13 protein-coding genes are annotated in these 18346 nt (G+C 70.6%); 7 read left to right on the plus strand and 6 right to left on the minus strand.

All coding sequences use genetic code 11. The features are described 5' to 3' along the window. Positions 1 to 40: 40 nt before the first annotated feature. Positions 41 to 631 carry a pilus assembly protein gene (locus J2X36_RS04230; protein WP_310346614.1) on the minus strand — a complete coding sequence of 197 codons (591 nt, stop codon included), beginning with the start codon at positions 629 to 631 and terminating at the stop codon, positions 41 to 43. 581 nt (positions 632 to 1212) lie between these two features. Here J2X36_RS04230 and J2X36_RS04235 point away from each other — a divergent pair. The 3 genes from J2X36_RS04235 (at position 1213) to J2X36_RS04245 (ending at position 4343) form a co-directional block, all read left to right on the plus strand. Beyond that, positions 1213 to 2256 carry an HD domain-containing phosphohydrolase gene (locus tag J2X36_RS04235; protein ID WP_310347178.1) on the plus strand — a complete coding sequence of 348 codons (1044 nt, stop codon included), beginning with the start codon at positions 1213 to 1215 and terminating at the stop codon, positions 2254 to 2256. A gap of 108 nt (positions 2257 to 2364) precedes the next feature. Then, positions 2365 to 3777 carry a pilus assembly protein gene (locus J2X36_RS04240; RefSeq protein WP_310346616.1) on the plus strand — a complete coding sequence of 471 codons (1413 nt, stop codon included), beginning with the start codon at positions 2365 to 2367 and terminating at the stop codon, positions 3775 to 3777. After that, positions 3774 to 4343 (plus strand): TadE/TadG family type IV pilus assembly protein, encoded by a 570-nt coding sequence (locus J2X36_RS04245; protein ID WP_132256857.1) that lies wholly within the window; start codon positions 3774 to 3776, stop codon positions 4341 to 4343. Before J2X36_RS04240 ends, J2X36_RS04245 begins: the two co-directional genes overlap by 4 nt. A gap of 137 nt (positions 4344 to 4480) precedes the next feature. Here the strand turns inward: J2X36_RS04245 and J2X36_RS04250 are convergent, their stop codons facing one another. Next, entirely contained in the window at positions 4481 to 4630 is a 150-nt protein-coding gene (locus J2X36_RS04250; protein ID WP_310346619.1) for a hypothetical protein, read from the minus strand. Positions 4631 to 4744: 114 nt separating this feature from the next. Between J2X36_RS04250 and J2X36_RS04255 the strand changes: the two genes are divergently transcribed. Together J2X36_RS04255 and J2X36_RS04260 are read left to right on the plus strand one after the other, a co-directional pair. Next, a complete protein-coding gene (locus tag J2X36_RS04255; RefSeq protein WP_310346620.1) occupies positions 4745 to 5473 on the plus strand; it encodes a M15 family metallopeptidase in 729 nt (242 codons plus the stop codon). 102 nt (positions 5474 to 5575) lie between these two features. Next, complete coding sequence (locus J2X36_RS04260; protein WP_165937977.1) at positions 5576 to 5734, plus strand: hypothetical protein; 159 nt, start codon at positions 5576 to 5578, stop codon at positions 5732 to 5734. Between the two features lie 67 nt (positions 5735 to 5801). Here the strand turns inward: J2X36_RS04260 and J2X36_RS04265 are convergent, their stop codons facing one another. From J2X36_RS04265 to J2X36_RS04275, 3 genes are all read right to left on the minus strand, one after another. Next, positions 5802 to 6080: a hypothetical protein gene (locus tag J2X36_RS04265; RefSeq protein WP_245516750.1), complete on the minus strand. Its 279-nt coding sequence runs from the start codon at positions 6078 to 6080 to the stop codon at positions 5802 to 5804. A 2-nt stretch (positions 6081 to 6082) separates the two neighbouring features. Beyond that, entirely contained in the window at positions 6083 to 6319 is a 237-nt protein-coding gene (locus tag J2X36_RS04270) for a hypothetical protein (RefSeq protein ID WP_132256861.1), read from the minus strand. A 135-nt stretch (positions 6320 to 6454) separates the two neighbouring features. Next, the gene (locus J2X36_RS04275) at positions 6455 to 7072 is read right to left on the minus strand and encodes a DNA-3-methyladenine glycosylase (RefSeq protein ID WP_132256863.1); all 618 of its coding nucleotides are present in this window, start codon (positions 7070 to 7072) and stop codon (positions 6455 to 6457) included. 261 nt (positions 7073 to 7333) lie between these two features. Between J2X36_RS04275 and J2X36_RS04280 the strand changes: the two genes are divergently transcribed. Then, a complete protein-coding gene (locus J2X36_RS04280; RefSeq protein WP_310346626.1) occupies positions 7334 to 8221 on the plus strand; it encodes an alpha/beta hydrolase in 888 nt (295 codons plus the stop codon). 105 nt (positions 8222 to 8326) lie between these two features. Here the strand turns inward: J2X36_RS04280 and J2X36_RS04285 are convergent, their stop codons facing one another. Then, positions 8327 to 16588, minus strand: coding sequence for a VCBS domain-containing protein (locus tag J2X36_RS04285; protein ID WP_310346630.1), 8262 nt, complete (start codon positions 16586 to 16588; stop codon positions 8327 to 8329). A 639-nt stretch (positions 16589 to 17227) separates the two neighbouring features. Here J2X36_RS04285 and J2X36_RS04290 point away from each other — a divergent pair. Further along, positions 17228 to 18346 (plus strand): efflux RND transporter periplasmic adaptor subunit, encoded by a 1119-nt coding sequence (locus tag J2X36_RS04290; protein WP_310346633.1) that lies wholly within the window; start codon positions 17228 to 17230, stop codon positions 18344 to 18346.

Here is an 18346-nt window from a genome sequence, read left to right on the forward strand (position 1 = left end):
GGGTTTCTTCCGCTCGCGAGGAGCAACGAAGCGCCGCGGCTCAGGTCGCGATCAGCGGGCAGGCCTGTCCACCCGGGAGGATGACCTCGTCCCGACCGTTGACAGCCTTGCCTTCGCGCACCGGCCAGAGCGTGGTGTAGGAGAAATCCCAGCCGTTGAGCAGCGGGACCAGCTTGAAGACCGCGCGGTAGCGCATCTTCACCTCCGCCATCACGAACCGCGCTCCCTCCGTTCGCATTCCGAGCGGTGCCGGCCCGATCGTGGAGCCCGCGGCGCGGGCCGTATCGCGCTGCGCGGTGCTGGAGCAGACCTTCGCCACGTACCCGTCCAGGGTCTTGTAGATGCCGCCCGCGGTCAGCACGATCCGCGCCGTTCCGACATCGTAGGGTGTCGCGACAGCCTGCACCGCGGCAAAGACCGCGTCGAGATTCTGGAAGTCGTTGCGCGAGATGAGATCCGCCATCGTGCTGGCGCCGTAGGAGAGGCGCCGGCCGGTCGAGAAGGCGCGCGGCACGTCGATCGTGGCGGTGAAGAGGAGGATCAGCGCGGGCGCGATCAGCGCGAATTCGACGGCGCTCACGCCGCCGCGTGCCGCCGCGAACCGACGCAGATGGCGTCGCACCGTGCTCACGCCGCCCATCCGTCGGAATTGCGGGAACGCGACGGCGCAAAGCCGCCGCCGCGGGTGGATTCCTTGCGGCGTGAACGCGGGTGGATCGGGGCGCTCCACGGTCTCAGCATGGACCGCCCCGCCGCGCGGACCGTTTCGGAGACAGCATCCGGCAGGAGCGCCCGTGCAGATGCGCGCCCCCGGTCAGTGTGGGGCCGATACGGTCTGCAACAGACGAGAGAGAACCGCCGCCGACCATCTTCCGAAACGTCCTCCCGCTCGTTCCGGGACAGTCTGCGCAGGCAAAGCACAAGACAAGGTGAAACAGATGGCCAACGTTCAGGAGATGAATTCGCGTCGTTAACGCTTTCTCATCAGGAGCAATTCCCGCGGCCCTCGCGATACCGCGCTGCATTGGCGTGCGGCGGCGGATCGTGGCCACTGGGGCGCAGGGCGCAGAAGCGCAACCGCAGAAACAAAGCTCTCGCTAACACACTCAGGGGTTGCTCAAACACTTGCCCGAAAGGTCGAACGGTTTGGCAAGATTCTCGGCATAACAATCGCGTTCCAAGGGGAGGGCGGCTTCGGCACGGGTGGAGATGATGAGGGTACTCGTCCTCGACGATGCGGAGATGAACAACCTCCTGATGGTGGAGGCTCTGCGCCCTATCGCGGATTGCCGGTCGCACGATTTCACCCGGCCCGCGGACGCGCTCGATTTCGCCGAGGCGCATGCGCAGGATCTCGGCGCGATCCTGACCGACTACGACATGCCGGGCATGAACGGGGTCGCCTTCATCCGGGCGATCCGGGCGATGCCGGCCCTCCTTCACGTGCCGATCGTGATGGTGACGAGCATCGAGGAGCGTCGGCTGCGCCGCGAAGCGCTCGAGGCGGGCGCCACCGATTTCCTCAACAAGCCCTTCGATCCGATCGAGATTCGCGCCCGGGTGGCGAACCTGCTCGCGCTCAGCCGCGCCCTGCGGCAGGAGCGCGCGCACGCGGAGATCCTCGAGCGGGAGGTCGCCGCGGCGGTTGCCACGGTGGAAGCTCGCGAGCGGGAGATCATCACGCTTCTCATGCGGGCCGCCGAGCATCGCGACACCGATACGGGCAACCACATCGCCCGGGTGGCGAACTATGTCGCGCTGACCGCGGCGGCGCTCGGCTTCTCGGTGGAGGAATGCCGGCAGATCAGCCTCGCCTCGACGATGCATGACGTGGGCAAGATCGCCGTGCCGGACTCGATCCTGCTGAAGCCCGGCCCGCTGACGGGGGCGGAGCGGGACGAGATGGAGCGGCACGCCGAGCGCGGGCAGCGCATCCTGGAGACGTCGTCCTCACCGATCGTCCGGCTCGCAGCCGAGATCGCCGGCACGCATCACGAGCGCTGGGACGGCAGCGGCTACCCGAACGGCATCGGCGGAGAGACAATCCCCCTGTCGGGCCGCATCGTCGCGGTCGCCGACGTGTTCGATGCGCTCACCACGGCGCGTCCCTACAAGCAGGCTTGGTCGCCGCAGGAGGCGCGCGCTTATCTCCTCGACAAGAGCGGGTCTCATTTCGACCCGGGCGTCGTCGCGGCCTTCCTCAGCCGTTGGGCCGACATCGCGGCCCAGCTCAATTCGGTGAGCGAGGCGGCATGAACGCGGCGAGCTGCCGGACGATCTGACATGCACGAGACGACCAAAGACCGGATGTCCGCGGGGCGCCTTGGGGCTGCGGCGACACGCTTTAGACGGGCATGGGACAGCATGCAGGGTGGTGAGACGGGCCGGAGCGGTTCCTGGCAGGGCAGCGCGTGGCGGCGTCGCGCGAGCCTTGCGGCGCTGCGCACCGACCGGCGCGGCTCGGTCGCCGTGCTCTTCGGCCTCGGGGCGACGGTGCTGATCGGCCTCGCGGGTGGAGCGAGCGACTATGCGCGCCTGATCCACCGGCGCAGCCAATTGCAGGCGGCGGTCGATGCCGGGACTCTGGCCGGCGGCAATGCTCTGAAACTCGCCGCCTCGACCCCGGCCAGCATCGTCGGCCTCACCGAGCAGACCATCCGCGACGCCGCGAAGGCCGCCCCCGATCGACCCATCACCGTCAACGTCACCGTCTCCGAGGACCGTACGGGCGTCTTCGCGCGGGCGGAGGAAAGCATTCGCCTAACCTTCGGGGCATTCGTCGGCTACGGAAGCACGATTGTCGCCGCAAAAGCCCGGGCGAATATCGTCGGCCGGATGCGGCTGTGCATGCTCGCCCTCGATCCCGGCGCGGCGGGCGCGTTCAACCTGCAGAAGAATGCCCAGGTCACGGCCAACAATTGTTCGCTGTACTCGAATTCCCGCAACCCGATGGGGATGGTGGGCGGCGACAATGCGCTCGCCAAGGCCCAGACGATCTGCTCCTCGGGCGGCTATCTCGGCCCGAGGGCCAACTTCTCACCGAACCCCCAGACGGATTGCCCGGCGATCGAGGATCCGCTGAAGGACCGGCCGGCCCCGACGATCGAGGCGTGCCGGGAGCTGCCGTTCCCGCTGAACCTCCTCAAGCTCACCGAGAACAAGATCGACACCACCGTCACCCTCGAGCCCGGAACCTATTGCGGCGGCCTCCACATCACGAAGAACGCCGTCGTCACGCTGAAGCCCGGCATCTACGTGATGAAGGACGGGCCGCTCGTCGTCGACAAGAAGGCGACGATGACGGGCACGGAGGTGGCCTTCTACTTCACGGGCAACAAGGGCGGCCTCGTCTTCGACAAGAAGACCACCATCAGCCTCACGGCGCCGACCACGGGCGTGATGGCCGGCCTGCTGATGTCCGAGGAGCGGACCGTCGCCCTGCCCATCGACCCAACGACCCTGGTCGAGACCCTCGTCGGCGACATCATCTCGCCGACTCCGCCGGCGCTGAGCCTGACGAAGCCGCTGCGGGTCTACCGCATCATCAGCGACAACGCCCGCACCATGCTCGGGACGATCTACCTGCCGAGCGGGCGGCTCGTCATCGACGCGAGCAAGCCGGTGGCCGACCAGTCGGCCTACACGGTCGTCGTCGCGCAGCAGCTGAACCTCTACGAGGGGCCGAACCTCTATCTCAACGCCAATTACGACGCGACGAGCGTGCCGGTCCCGAAGGGCGTCGGCCCCGTATCGGGCAAGCTGATGCTCACGCAATGAGCTGGCGCCGCGCAGTCTCGGCGAGGTTCGGACGTCTCTTCGCCCAGAACAGCGACGGCGCGACGGCGGTCGAATTCGCGCTCGTCGCCTTTCCCTTCATCGTTCTGCTGTGCGCCACCTTCGAGGCCGCGTTCCTCTTCCTGTCGCAACAGACGCTCGACGTCGCGGTCGACCGCGCCGCCCGCCTGCTGCGCACCGGCGAGTTCCAGGACCTCGCCGATGGGACCGAGGCGTCGGAGCGGATGCGGCGGATCATGTGCGGGAGCAGGGCGGTGTTCTTCCGCTGCGACGACCTGCGCCTCGACGTGACCCGGCAGTCCGGCTTCTCGGCGAGCGAGATTCCGCCGGCCTATGACGGGAAGCGGAAGGATTTCGTCGTCAGCTTCGGTACGCATTTCGAGTGCCCGGAGGGCAACGACGTGGTGGCGATCCGCGCGGCGGTGCCGGTGGCCCGGCCGTTCAGCTTCCTCGATGTCAGCGGCAACGGCATGACCGGCGGGCGGCAGCTCCTGACGACGACCGCGATCTTCCGGACCGAACCGTACAGCGGCAAGTCGTGCACCTGAGAGCGCGATCACCTCACCAGGGCGCGATCCTGTTTCGAGGCCACCGAACGTAGATCGCGATCATGGGCCGCCGAGGCGCGAAGGCCCGCGCGGATCGCCGCCGGCCCGCTCCCGACGCCGTGCCCGACGCCTGCGCGCTACCTGCTCTTTCCGGCCGTCTTGCCGCCCTTCTTGCCGAGTTCGGCCTGGGCCGAGGAGGAGGTGCGCGGGTTCGATTTGCCCTCGTGGCTCGCCTTGGCGTTCGCCCTCTTGGCCGCCGCGCTGCCGTGGCCCTTCTTCTCCGTCATGGTCCGCTCCTCCGCGATCACCGGCAATGCGGGCAAACCGCGATGCGTTCCGGGAGCCGCGCGCCTATGAGATGCCCGGGACCGGATGCCACTGGGCCGAGAGGGTGAAGGGCGATGCCGAGGGACGCAATTCCCGTGTCGGGCGACGGGCCGGGGCGGCGCGGGTGGCGGCTGATTCGCGCCGCGTCGGTCGCCGCGCTGCTCCTGGCGGCGGGCGGCGCGCGGGCCGAGCCCGATCTCGTCGACGCCGCGCGCCGCGTGTCCGGCCTCGTCACCGAGATCCGCTACGCGGGCCGGCACAATTTCGTCGGGAGGCCGATCGCGGGCTACGAGGCGCCGCTCTGCCTGCTGACCCCCGCCGCCGCGGCCGCGCTTGCCCGCGCCCAGGCCGCTCTGGAGCGGGACGGGCTCGGCCTGAAGGTCTTCGATTGCTACCGGCCGCTCCGGGCGGTGGCCGATTTCGTCCGCTGGGCCCGCGACACGGCCGATGTCTCGGGCAAGGCCGAGTTCTATCCCGATCTCGACAAGGGCGACCTGTTCCGGCTCGGCTACATCGCCGAGCGATCCGCCCATTCCCGCGGCTCCACCGTCGACATCACCCTCGTCGAGCGCGCCACCGGGCGCGAGCGGCCGATGGGCACGCCCTTCGACCTGTTCGGGCCGCGCTCGGGGGAGGGGGCCGCGCTCTCCGACGAGGCCCGTGCAAACCGGGCGCGCCTGCGCGAGGCGATGAGCGCGGCGGGCTTCACGCCCTACGCGCCCGAATGGTGGCACTTCACCTTGCGCGACGAGCCTCACCGGACCCAGGGCTTCGACGTTCCGGTGCGCGCGCCGGAGCCCTAGCAGAGAGCGGCCGGAGCGCCGCTCGGACCCGGCCGTCTGTGTGCGAATCGGGACGGGGAGCGAAAGCGGGCGGATGAGGGTTGATGCAGGGAGGGCCTGCTCATGACACCATCCCCGTTCGACCGCCTCGATCTGGTTCGCCTGCCCGACGGGCGCGTGGGCGCCATCGTCGGCGTCTGGAACCTCGGCGAAGCCTACGAGATCGATGTCGGCGATGTCCGCGAGACGTGGTCGGCCGACGATCTCACGCCGACGGATTAGGCCGCCTCAGGGCACAGGCGCCGCCGGCGCGCGCAAGCGCCGGCCGCCTCTGCGCGTGCGCGTCGCGCTAGCTGCGCGACGCCATGAGGTCGTGCGTCAGGACCGTCAGCTTGCCGATCAGGCTCACAATGTCCTCGTTGGTGCAGGACCAGTGCGTGCCGACGGCGCCGCCATCGGCCGCGACCGAGACGACGGCCACGGAGCGGAGCTTGCCCTCGCGGGCCAGGGCGAGCTGATCCTGCAGGACCGCGATCAGCGAGGCGATGTTCTCGTCGGCCTCGACATCGACGGCGCGGGTCGGCAGCCGCGCGACGTTGACGCGCTCGGGGGAGGAAGTGCCTGCCAACATCACGCAACCTTTCGACGCGAGGAGGCCCGGAACGGGCCCAGAGGCCCGCTCAACAGGCGCCGGATCAGGGGATCGAAGCGCGTCGGAAGCGCCTCCCCGTCCGGAAGGGGCAGCACGTCGCGCAGCCCGGAGGCGACACCGCGGGTGACGCAGCCGGCGGCGTGCCGGTCGAGATCGGCGACGGGCCGTCCGGGGCCGATGGCCGCCGAGCTTCTGGCCGTGCGAAGAGCAAACATGACGCGCTCCCTGGTTCCCCGATCCGCCGCGCACCTCATCCTCCCCGGGTGGAGGGAATGTGGCCGCGGCGAGGGGGCGGCACGTTTGTGCGGCCTGCGTGTCCTTTGGGCGACACCCCGGTGTGATCGGACCGGTCAGGCCACGAGCGCGTCCCGCACGTCGCGGATGCGCCACGCGTAGCGCGCCAGGATCGACCGGTAGGGCGCAAACGCGGCGGCGAAGGAGGCCGTGTCCGTGCAGCCGGTCAAGCGCCGGAGGCTGCCCACGGCGGCCACGTCCCCGACCGGCCAGATGTCCGGGTCGAGGTAGTGGAAGATGCCGATCATGTCGGCGGTCCATTGCCCCACCCCGCGGATGCCGCAGAGAATGGCCGAACGGTCCGCGTGGGGCATTCCGGCGAGATCGGCCGTCAGCAGCCCGGCCTCGTCCGCCTCGCGGATCGCCTGCAGGGCCCGCACCTTGTTCCGGGAAATGCCGCAGGCCCGCAGTGCCTCCTCGTGCCCAGCGACGAACAGGTCCCGCGGCGACAAGGCCCGCGCCGCCGCCGCGGCCTCGACCCGTGCCCAGATCGCGGCCGCGGCCCGGGTGGAGAGCTGCTGGTTGACGACCTCGACGAACAGCCGGTCCGCGACGCGGGCATGGATCGGCACCGCGATGCCGATCGGCCCGACGCGCTCGATGGCGGACAGGAGCGGCTCGGAGACCGTGCCGGCCACCTGCCGCAAGTGATCGTAGACCTCGGGATCGAGCATCGGACCCGGCCACCCCCTTCGACGCGTCTCGACTGACGCTCCCCCGGGACAAGTCGGTCCCTCCGGCGTCGCCTGCAACCAAACCCGGCCGGGGGCCCTTGGTTCGGCGGCGGCGCAGGCGCGATGCGGCGCCGGCCTACGACGTCCCCCAGCCGGACGGTGGGCGCTGCCCGCGCCTGGATGCGGGCCGAGCGAGCCCGGCATGCCGGCCCGCCGATGTCGCCGCGAACGCCCCCCGCAGGAACAGGATGCCCCCCCGCGATGACCGAGCCTTCGCCCCTCCTGCAGCCCGGCTGGCGCGACACGGCGCGGACGATCAACGGCCTCTCGCTCCACGTCGTCGAGGCCGGCCGCCCCGGCGATCCGCTGCTCGTCCTGCTGCACGGCTTTCCCGAGTTCTGGTGGGCGTGGCGCCACCAGATCACCCCGCTCGCGGAGGCGGGCTTCCACGTCGTGGTCCCCGACATGCGCGGCTACAACTCGAGCGACGCGCCTCAGGAGGTCGGCGCCTACGACCTCGACACGCTCGCGGCGGACGTGGTCGCGCTGGGCGACGCCTACGGGGCAGGCCGGTTCCACCTCGTGGGCCACGATTGGGGGGCGGTGATCGGGTGGTGGGTGGCGGCCCGGCACCCCGAGCGGATCGGGCGCGCGGTGCTGATGGACGGTCCGCATCCCGACATCTGGGCACGGCAGGTTCGGCGCCATCCGACCCAGGCGCTGCGCAGCACCTACGTGGCCTTCTTCCAGCTGCCCTGGCTGCCCGAGGCGAGCCTCGGCAGCTTCGATTTCGCGGGCCTGCGGACGATGATGCAGGGGAGCGGGGGGCCCAAAACCTTCGAGCCCGGCGCGCTCGACCGCTACGCCGAGGCATGGGCGCATCCCGGCTCGCTCACGGCGATGCTGAACTATTACCGAGCCCTGCGCGAGCGGCCGGCGCGGGGCGAGCCGGCCCGGCTGGCGCCGCCGACGCTGATCCTCTGGGCGGGCGAGGACAGCTTCCTGGAGCGTCACGTCGCCGAGGCCGGCCTCGCGCTCTGTGACGATGGCCGGCTCGAGATCGTGGAGGGCGCGAGCCACTGGCTGCATCTCGAACAGCCCGACCGCATCAACCGGCGCATCGTCGCGTTCCTGTCCGGCGAGGGATGACGCTCTCGGGCGGCGCGCCGCTTCGAGGATCGCCTGACATGGCCAGGAATGCGCCCCGCCCGGTTCGGCAGCCCCTGCCCGGTGGCGGGCGAAGGCGACGCGGCATCAGACGACGTGGAAATCCGCCGCCGTCAGGCTTGCCGTCGCCACGTTCTGCAGGGTCAGGCTGTGGGTGGCGTCGAGGCTGATCACCGTGTCGGCGCCGACCTGCGTCGCCTGGGCGAGGATGGCCGCTTCATCGGCGAATGCGTTGGACGACACTTCGACCACGTCGCGGTGGATCTCGAAATCGGCGATCCGCGCATGTCCGGCGAGGGGGCTGAACACGAAGGTGTCGGCCCCCGCTCCGCCCGAGAGCAGGTCGTCGCCGCCTCGCCCGTCGAGCCGGTCGTCGCCCGCGCCGCCTTGCAGGACATCGTCGCCGGCCGTTCCCGTCACGACGGACGCAGCGGTGCCGCCATTCGCCGGAGGCGCGGCGGCGTCCGGCTTGACCGTCAGGTCGATGGTCCCGGTCGCGGCGAGGCGGCCGTCGCTCGCCGTGAAGGTGAAGCCGTCGCTGCCGGCGTAGCCCGCGTCCGGCGCGTAGGTGTAGCGGCCGTCCGCGCCGAGGCTGAGTGTGCCGTGCACGGGTGCCGTCCCGACCGAGTAGGTGAGGGCGTCGCCATCGATGTCGGACGCGGAGACGCTGCCGGAGAGCGGCGTGCCCGCCTCGGTCGCCGCTGCGGCGCTCGAGGCCGAAGGGGCGTCGTTGACGCCATGGAGGACGAGCGTCTGCGTCTGCCGAACGCTGCCGCCCTGGCCGTCCACGATGTCGTACGCGGCCACGATGGTCCGTGTCGCCCCCTCGGCCAGGGCGTCGAAGGCCGGATCCGACGGATCGACCGCGAGCGTGCTGCCGGACAGGCTCAATCCGGCCGGCGGGGCGGCCGAGGGCTGACCGTCCACGCTGTAGCGGAGATCGGTGATGGCGAGGGCGTCGCCGTCCGCATCCCGGGCATTGAGGAGAAGGTCGAGGAGGCGGGCGGCGCTCCCCTCGTCCGCCTCGAGGGTGAGCGGGCCGGCCACCCTCGGCGCATCCTCGACCGGCCGCACCGTCAGCGTGACGGTGGCGACGTTGCCCGCGTCCGATCCGTCATTGACCCGATAGGTGAATTGGTCGGTGCCGTTGAAATCCGCGTCCGGCGTGTAGGTGTAGTGGCCCCGTGCATCGATCGCGACGTGGCCGTGGGCGGCCTCACCCACCAGCGCGACGATGAGGTCGTCCACCGAGGTGTCGGGGTCGATCGCGGAGAGCTGTCCTGCGAGAACGCCATCCTCGTCGCCCGAGGCGGCGGCGTCCGCGGCGACCGGCGCGTCGTTGCTCCCCGTGATGGTGAAGGCGATGTCCTTGTTCAGGCCGCCGACGAGACGGATCTCGACCTTCTCGGTGACGATGGCGCCGGCCTGGAGCGCGTTCGTCGCGCTGCGCGCGTTGTCGAGGGCGTAGGTCAGCGTGTTCGCTGCGGTATCGAGGAGGGTGGTGCCGTAGGTCCCGGCCTTGGCGAAGGTCGCGGGCGTGAGTTGCGTCCAGCCGGCGGTGTCGTAGGCGGGCGCATTCGCGGCGCGCACGAGCCTCACGACCGATTCGGGCACGCCCGCGGTCTCGGCGCCGGCCTCCACCAGGATCTCGCTCGGCGGCGAGGCGCCGAGGCCCGGCGGATCGAAGGCGTGCGGCAGCACGCCCGTCACGACGAGATCCGTGACGAGGGTGGTGCCGTCCGTGAAGGTGACGCTGGCCACGACCGTGTTGCTGTCGCCGAGATAGGGCTTGAGCGCGGCGAGGTTCGCGTCGATCTTGAGGCCGAGCGGCGTGGAGACGAGGTTCGCCTTGGTGATGCCGGGCACCACGCGCGCGTTCACGCTCAGCGTGAAGGCGGCGATGCTCGCCGAGGGCACCGGCGAGCCCAGAAGCGAGGCCGAGAGCGCGCTCGGCGTCGTCACCTTCTCGGCCCCGCCGGTGTTGTCGATCGGATCGAGATAGGTCAGCGAACTGTCGCCGATGCCGATGGCCGAGATCTTCGCCTTGTAGACCTCGGTCAGCGTTTTCACCTCGTCGGCGAATTTCGCGATGATGGCGGCTTGGTTGGTGGGGCTCGGATTGATGGTGACGACGCCGGTCGTCCCGCTGGCCGGCACTTGGTTCGCAGGGGTGGCGGCGTTCTGCGAGGTCGGCTCGCCGTCCGAGACGAAATAGACGAAGTTGCTGGCCGTCCTGTTCGGGTCCATCACCGCGAGCGCCGAGATGGTGCTGCGCAGGGCGTCCTCGTAGTTGGTGCCGCCGGTGGCCCGGAGGGTCTTCAGGTAGCTCGTCGCGCTGGAGACGCCGGCCGCGTCCAGCGCGAAGACCGGCTTGGCCTCGGGCGCGGACCCGTTGACCCCGAAGGTCTTCCCTGCCGAGTCGAAGGGCACGATGGCGAGCCGCGTCGAGGCCGGGTTGAAGCCCTGGGCCAGGATCTTGTTGCTGAGGGCCGTGAGCGCCTGGATCTCGGCGTCGATGCGGGTGTTGGCGGTCCCGTCTCCATTCAGGTCGCCGATGCCGTTGGCGAAGAAGGTCTGCTCGCTGCCGGACGTATCGACCACGTAGACGATGTTGATGGCGGGCTGCTGCACGGTGCCGAGGCCGATCGTGGCCGTGACCTTGGTGCTGCCGTCATTGGCGCGGGAGGCCCCGTCGAGCTGCAGGAACACGGCCTGTTTGTTGCTCGTCAGGACGGTGCTGCTCGTATCCGTCTGGTTGCCGGGCACGAAGGCGCCCGAACCCTGAACCTGCACGGTGGCGCTGGCCGTGTCGGTGCCGCCGCGCCCGTCCGAGACCGTGTAGGCGAAGCTCACCGTCGCGGTCTGGCCCGCCGCGAGGCCGGCGAAGGTGCTGCCGGGATCGAACACGGCCCGGCCGTTCTCGATCGTGACCCGGCCCTCCAGGGGCTGCGTCACCGCCGTGATGGCGAGGGCGTCGCCGTCGGGATCGCCGTCGTTGGCGAGGAGGTCGAGGACGGTGAGGCCCTCCCGTGCGGCCGTCTGCTGGTCCGCGGCGGCGACCGGCGAGTGGTTGGTGCCCGTCACCGTCACCGTGGCGGTCCGGGTGACGGCGGCGCCGGCCGAATCCGTGACCGTGTAGGTGAAGCTGTCCTGCGCGGTGATTCCCGCCGGCAGGTTCGCGAAGGCGCCGTTCGGATCGTAGCTGAACGTGCCGTCGGCATTCAGCGCGACATGCCCCCGCGTCGGCGTCGCATCGAGGCTGAGCCCGTGCGTGTCGCGTGTATCGACGTCGGTGTAGGCCGGGTGCAGGACGAGCGGCGGGCTCCCGGTCGCGGCCGTGGCGCCGGTGATGTCGAGGACGACCGGCGCGTCGTTGGTACCGGTGATCGTCACCGTCACGTCCTGGCTCGCGATACCGCCCTGGCCATCATCGACCGTGACAGTGAAGACCTCTTGGCGGGTCTCGCCGGCCGCCAGGAACTGCGCCTTGGCTTGATCGAGGACGTAGCTCCAGCCGAGCGAGCCGGTCGCGGCATCGGCCGCCTCGTCCACCGCCGTCAGGGCGAAATGGCCGAGGGCAGTCTGGCCGGGAGCCGGGACGAAGCTCGCCGTATGTCCGTCGGAAAGGTCGACATCGGTGAAGCTGATGGTGCCCGTGGCCGGGGCCGGCGCATCCTCCGTCACGCTGCCCGCCTGCGCGGCGGAGGTGATGGTCGGCGCGTCGTTCGTGCCGGTGATCGTCACCGTCACGTCCTGGCTCGCCCGACCACCGCGGCCGTCATCGACGATGACGGTGAAGATCTCCCGCCGCGTCTCGCCGGCTGCCAGGAACTGCGCCTTGGCCTGATCGAGGACGTAGCTCCAGCCGAGCGAGCCGGTCGCGGCATCGGCTGCCTCGTCCACCTCCGTCAGGGCGAAATGACCGAGCGCGGTCTGGCCAGGGGCCGGGACGAAGCTCGCCGTATGTCCGTCGACCAGATCGACATCGGCGAAGGTGATGGTGCCGGTGGCCGGTGCCGTGACGTCTTCCGTCACACTCCCCGTCTGCGTCGCGGACGTGATCGTCGGCGCGTCGTTCGTGCCGGTGATCGTGATCGTGACGTCCTGGCTGGCGGTGCCGCCCTGGCCGTCATCGACCGAGACGGTGAAGGCTTCTCGCCGCGTCTCGCCGGCTGCCAGGAACTGCGCCTGCGCCTGATCGAGCACGTAGCTCCAGCCGAGCGAGCCGGTCGCGGCATTGGCCGCCTCGTCCACCGCCGTCAGGGAGAAATAGCCGAGGGCAGTCTGGCCGGGAGCCGGGACGAAGCTCGCCGTATGTCCGTCGGAAAGGTCGACATCGGTGAAGCTGATGGTGCCCGTGGCCGGGGCCGGCGCATCCTCCGTCACGCTGCCCGCCTGCACGGCGGAGGTGATGGTCGGCGCGTCGTTCGTGCCGGTGATCGTGACCGCGACGTCCTCGCTGGCGGTGCCGCCCTGGCCGTCATCGACCGTGAGGGTGAAGCGCTCGACACGGGTCTCGCCCGCCGCGAGATACTCCACCTTCCCCGCCTCGACCGCGTAGGCCCAGCCCAGGCTCCCGTTCGCGCCCGAGCCCGTCGTGTCGCTCACGATCCGGGGGCTCAATGTGCCGAGGACGCTGCCCTGCGCCACCGCCGTGACGCTGTGGCCGTCCCTGAGGTCGAGGTCGGCGAAGCCGATGCTGCCGCCGCTGGTCAGGCTGCCCACTGGCGTCGCGAGTTCCGTCACGCCGCCCGCGACGCTGCCGCCGGTGATGGTCGGCGCGTCGTTGGTGCCGGTGATCGTCACCGTCACGTCCTGGCTCGCGGTGCCGCCGCGGCCGTCATCGACGATCACGGTGAAGACCTCTCGCCGCGTCTCGCCGGCCGCCAGGAACTGCGCCTTGGCTTGATCGAGCACGTAGCTCCAGCCGAGCGAGCCGGTCGCGGCATTGGCTGCCTCATCCACCGCCGTCAGGGCGAAGCGGCCGAGCGCGGTCTGACTGGAAGCGGCCACCACGCTCGCCGTATGCCCGTCCGAGAGGTCGGCGTCCGTGAAGCTGATGGTGCCGGTGGCCGGGACCGGCGCATCTTCCGTCACGCTGCCCGCCTGCGCGGCGGAGGTGATGGTCGGCGCGTCGTTGGTGCCTGTGAGGGTGACCTCGACCGACCGGGAGACGGTTCCGCCCTGGCCGTCGCTGAGCGTGACGGTGAAGCGCTCGATCCGCATCTCGCCGGCCGCGAGATATTCGAGCTTGCCGGCCTCGACGCTGTAGACCCACTCGACGCTGCCGCCCGTGCCGCGCCCCGTCGTGTCGGTGACGACCCGCGCCGTGAGCGCCCCCAGCACGTCGCCCGCGGGCGCCGCGGCCACGGTATGGGCATCGGTCAGGTCGAGGTCGGCGAAGCCGATGCTGCCGCTGCCCGTCAGGCTGCCCGCAGGCGTCCTGAGCTCGGCCAGGCCGGCGGCGACGCTGCCGCCCGTGATCGTCGGCGCGTCGTTGGTGCCGGTGATCACGAAGCTGACCGGCCGCGTGCTGGCGCCGCCATTCGCGTCGCTCACCGTCACGTCGTAGGTCACCGTCAGCGACTCGCCCGCCGCCAGGAAATCGGCGAGCCGGTCGGGCAGCGCGAAGGTCGCCGTCACCTGCCCGGCGGCGCCGCCCGTTGAATCCGCCGCCAGGCCGAGGCCGAGCGCGCCCGCGAGGGCCGCCTGCGTCGCAGTCGGCAGGACGCCCTTCGAGGCGGTGGCGGAGGCGAGCTTGGCCGAGAGCGTGTGCCGGTCACCGAGATCCGCGTCGGTGAAGCTCAGCGTCGTCGTGGCGCGGTCGAGGGCGTCGCTGCCCGCCGTGCCGGCCCGCTCGGAGAGCGCTGTGGGCGCCCGCAGCGAGACATTGTCGACAAGGCCGCCATAGCCGTCGTTCAGGATTTCCCGGAAGGCCAGGGTACCGCTCGGGCCGGTCGCCACCACGGCGTAGCTGTGGCGCTCGAAGGCGGTGGAGGCGGCGGTGACGCGGTCGATCACCTGCCCGTTCCAGAGCACCTCGAAGGTGTTGGTCTCGGGCCGCGTTCCGGCGCGCAGGGCGGTGTCGAAGCTGAAGACGTAGGTCTGGCCCGCCTGGGTGGCGATCGTCTGCGATACGGTGTCGAGGGCGTTGGCGTAGTCGACCTCCATGACGGCGCCGGCGGCCGGATCGACGCCGTAGGCCCAGGAGGGATAGACCTCGACGAGGCCGCCGGTATTGGCCCAGCCCTGGCCGCCGGCCGAGAAGTCGCCGTCGCGGACGAGTTCGCCCGAGGCGAGGATCGGCGCGTCGTTGGTGCCGGTGAGGGTGACCTCGACCGGCCGGACGACCGTCCCGCCCTGGCCGTCGCTGAGCGTGACGGTGAAGCGCTCGACGCGCGTCTCGCCGGCCGCGAGGTACTCGAGCTTGCCCGCCTCCACGCCGTAGGACCACGCGAAGCGTCCGCCCGCGCCCGTCCCCGTCGTGTCCGCGAGCTGGGTCACGGAGGCGCTGCCGAGCACCGTGCCCACCGGCGCGATCGTGACGCTGTGGACGTCGCGCAGATCGACATCCGCGAAGGCGATGACGGAGGCGGCGGACAGCGTGCCCGCCGGTGTTGCCTGCTCCGTGAGCCCGGCCGCGAAGCTGCCGCCGGTAATCGTCGGCGCGTCGTTGGTGCCGGTGATCGTGACCGCGACGTCCTGGCTTGCCCGTCCGCCCTGGCCGTCATCGACCGTGAGGGTGAAGCGCTCGACACGGGTCTCGCCCGCCGCGAGATACTCCACCTTCCCCGCCTCGACTGCGTAGGCCCAGCCCAGGCTCCCGCTCGCGCCCGAGCCCGTCGTGTCGGTCACGATCCGCGGGCTCAGCGTGCCGAGGACGCTGCCCTGCGCCACCGCCGTGACGCTGTGGCCGTCCCTGAGGTCGAGGTCGGCGAAGCTGATGCTGCCGCCGCTGGTCAGGCTGCCCACCGGCGTCGCGAGTTCCGTCACTCCGCCCGCGACGCTGCCGCCGGTGATGGTCGGTGCATCGTTGGTGCCGGTGATCGTGATCGTCACGTCCTGGCTCGCGGTGCCGCCGCGGCCGTCATCGACGATGACGGTGAAGACCTCTCGCCGCGTCTCGCCGGCCGCCAGGAATTGCGCCTTGGCCTGATCGAGCACGTAGCTCCAGCCGAGCGAGCCGGTCGCGGCATTGGCTGCCTCGTCCACCGCCGTGAGGGCGAAACGGCCGAGCGCGGTCTGGCCGGAAGCGGGCACCACGCTAGCCGTGTGCCCGTCCGAGAGGTCGACGTCCGTGAAGCTGATGGTGCAGGTGGCCGGGGCCGGGATGTCTTCCGTCCCGCTGCCCGCCTGCGCGGCGGACGTGATGGTCGGAGCGTCATTGGTGCCGGTCAGGGTGACTTCGACCGACCGGGAGACGGTTCCGCCCTGGCCGTCGCTGAGCGTGACGGTGAAGCGCTCGATCCGCGTCTCGCCGGCCGCGAGATACTCGAGCTTGCCGGCCTCGACGCTGTAGACCCACTCGACGCTGCCGCCCGTGCCGCGCCCCGTCGTGTCGGTGACGACCCGCGCCGTGACGGCGCCCAGCACCGGACCGATCGCCGCCGCGCTCGCCGTGTGCACGTCGCGCAGATCGACGTCGCTGAAGGTGATCGTGCCGCGATCGGTGAGGGCCGCGCCCGGAACGGCGGCCTCCGTCACCGCGCCCGCGAGCTTCGCGCCCGTCACGACGGGCCCCTCGTTGGTGCCCGTCACCGTGATGGTGACCGTGGCCGTTCCGCTGTCGCCGTCCGCGTCGGTGACGCGGTAGCTGAACGAGACCTGCGTCGCCTCGCCGGCGGCGAGATAGGCGAAATCCGGACCGGCCTGGTAGGTGAAACTGCCGTCCGGACGAAGGGCGAGGGTTCCGGCGGCGGGCTTCGAGACGAGCTCGACGGATCGCACGAGGTCGGCGACCCGGTCGTTGGCCGTGACGTTGCCGCTGACCGACCCAGCCGCCAGCACCGAATATGCGTCGTTGACCGCGAAGACGGCATCGTCGGCGAGGGAGAGGACGGTGCCGTCGACGACGAAGTCGATCGCCTCGATGTCCTCCATGCTGAGGGGGAAGGCGGTGAAGCTGAAATCCCGGGAGAGGCGGCCCTCGGCGAAATAGGCCCTCAGGCGCTCGAGATCGGCCTGGAAGGCGGCGCTCATCCACTGCTCGCGGGTCAGCAGGAGACGCAGTGTGTCGTAGCCGCCGTCGCCGTCGTAGCGGTAGGCGGTCCCGGCTTGCGAGGACGCGTTGTAGGTGAAGGTGTCGGCGCGCGACGAACCATCGATGCGGATCGTATTGGAATAGGTCATGACGCCCCCGCTCGGCTGCGCCCGCGACGCGCCGAATTGTTGTTCTGATGGAAATGGAATGTCGTTCCGGTCACGCGCATCGAGCGCGCGCGGTCAGGGCCGCACGAACAGGTTTGGCATGATCATCCCCCGTGTCGCCTGCTTGCCGCGGGGCCTCTTATCTGCGGGGCCTACGCGGTCGATCCCGCAATCGCTCTAAAGCAGCATAGCGCGTCAGCATATACCGTATTGAGTGCGGATCAACATGTCTGATCCTGGCGATCAAGCCTGTAGATCCACTCGCTGCCCGCTATAATCCCTTGCCGATATTATCGATTGTGGATAGAGGGTGATCATTATTTAGAGTTGCGTCCTCGCGCCCCAGCGGCGCCGCGTCGACGGCGTCCGGCGTCCGGCGTCCGGAGCAGGGCACGCGCGGTTTTGCTCGCGCAGTGTCGGGCGAGCGGGTCTCCGAGCGGTGTGGAGCCCGGTTCGCGCGAAGAAACGGGCTTTCATCAAGGGGTTGGAGTGATTTCCCGGATCCGCGGTTCCCGGAAAATGCCCTCGTCCTGTCCCCTCCGATCAAGCCGGCGCCGGCCGGAACTGCGAAGATCGGGCGTCCGCGCGGGCATCCGAGGCGCGGCGAAGCGAGGGACGATCATGGCCCGATTCTCCCTTCTCCTGTGCGCTCTGGGATTGGCCGGCGGTCTCGTCTCGGCCGCGCGGGCCGAGCCGGACCCGGCGGCCGCGCTGCCGGTCGGGACGGTCGCCGCCGAGCGCAGGGCCATCGATCAGGCGCTCGACTTCGTCGGGCGCGTCGAGGCGATCGGCCGGGTCGAGGTGCGCGCGCGGGTCACCGGGTTCCTCGACGCCGTCCTGTTCCGGGAGGGCGAGCCGGTGAAGGACGGGGCGGACCTGTACCGCATCGAGCCGGACCTGTTCGTGGCCGCCGTCAAGCAGGCGGAGGGTGCCCTGGAGCGCAGCAGGGCCGCCCAGACGCTGGCCGAGATCCAGCTGCACCGGGCGCAGGAACTCCTCGACCGGAATTCCGGGACGGTCGTGGCCCGCGACCAAGCCCGCGCCGCCCTCGACCAGGCCAAGGGCGCGGTCACCGGGGACGAGGCGAATCTCCAGACCGCCCAGATCAACCTCGGCTACACGCGGATCCTCGCCCCGATCACGGGCCGGATCGGCCGCACGAGCGTCACCAAGGGCAACGTCGTCGGCCCCGACAGCGGCGTGCTGACCTCGATCGTCAGCCAGGATCCGATGTACGTCACCTTCCCCGTGAGCCAGCGGGAATTCCTGCGCTACCAGCAGGGCGCCGACCGGCCCGACCGCAGCAAGGTCGGGGTGAGGATCCGGTTCCAGGACGGCTCGGATTACGGCCAGGTCGGCCGCCTCGACTTCGTGAACATCAGCGTCGACCGCGCGACCGACACCGTCGTGGTCCGCGCCGTCATGCCGAACCCGGCCGGCGCCCTGCGGGACGGGCAGCTCGTCCGGGTCGCCCTCCAGATCGGGGCGCCCGAGCAGAAGGTCGTCATCCCGCAGGCGGCCCTCATCGCCGACCAGGGCGGCGTCTACGTCTTCGCCGTGGAGGACGGGCGGGCGGTCACGAAGCGGGTCAAGCCGGGCCAGGGCGGCACCGGGGCGGACGTGGTCATCGAGGAGGGCCTCTCCGGCGGCGAGCTCGTCATCGTCGACGGCCTGCAGCGGGTGCGGCCCGGGATCCCCGTTCGGGCGAGCCCGATCGGCCCCTCCGCGAGCAGGACCTGA

Source organism: Methylobacterium sp. BE186 (assembly GCF_031457035.1).
Taxonomy (GTDB): Bacteria; Pseudomonadota; Alphaproteobacteria; order Rhizobiales; family Beijerinckiaceae; genus Methylobacterium; species Methylobacterium segetis.

Excerpts from the sequence above, each read along its gene's own strand:
- J2X36_RS04240 (WP_310346616.1), top strand. The coding sequence starts at position 2,365 with ATGCAGGGTGGTGAGACGGGCCGGAGCGGTTCCTGGCAGGGCAGCGCG.
- J2X36_RS04235 (WP_310347178.1), top strand. The coding sequence starts at position 1,213 with ATGAGGGTACTCGTCCTCGACGATGCGGAGATGAACAACCTCCTGATG.
- J2X36_RS04290 (WP_310346633.1), top strand. The coding sequence starts at position 17,228 with ATGGCCCGATTCTCCCTTCTCCTGTGCGCTCTGGGATTGGCCGGCGGT.
- J2X36_RS04270 (WP_132256861.1), bottom strand. The coding sequence starts at position 6,319 with ATGTTTGCTCTTCGCACGGCCAGAAGCTCGGCGGCCATCGGCCCCGGA.
- J2X36_RS04260 (WP_165937977.1), top strand. The coding sequence starts at position 5,576 with ATGACACCATCCCCGTTCGACCGCCTCGATCTGGTTCGCCTGCCCGAC.
- J2X36_RS04275 (WP_132256863.1), bottom strand. The coding sequence starts at position 7,072 with ATGCTCGATCCCGAGGTCTACGATCACTTGCGGCAGGTGGCCGGCACG.
- J2X36_RS04255 (WP_310346620.1), top strand. The coding sequence starts at position 4,745 with ATGCCGAGGGACGCAATTCCCGTGTCGGGCGACGGGCCGGGGCGGCGC.
- J2X36_RS04285 (WP_310346630.1), bottom strand. The coding sequence starts at position 16,588 with ATGACCTATTCCAATACGATCCGCATCGATGGTTCGTCGCGCGCCGAC.
- J2X36_RS04250 (WP_310346619.1), bottom strand. The coding sequence starts at position 4,630 with ATGACGGAGAAGAAGGGCCACGGCAGCGCGGCGGCCAAGAGGGCGAAC.
- J2X36_RS04280 (WP_310346626.1), top strand. The coding sequence starts at position 7,334 with ATGACCGAGCCTTCGCCCCTCCTGCAGCCCGGCTGGCGCGACACGGCG.
- J2X36_RS04245 (WP_132256857.1), top strand. The coding sequence starts at position 3,774 with ATGAGCTGGCGCCGCGCAGTCTCGGCGAGGTTCGGACGTCTCTTCGCC.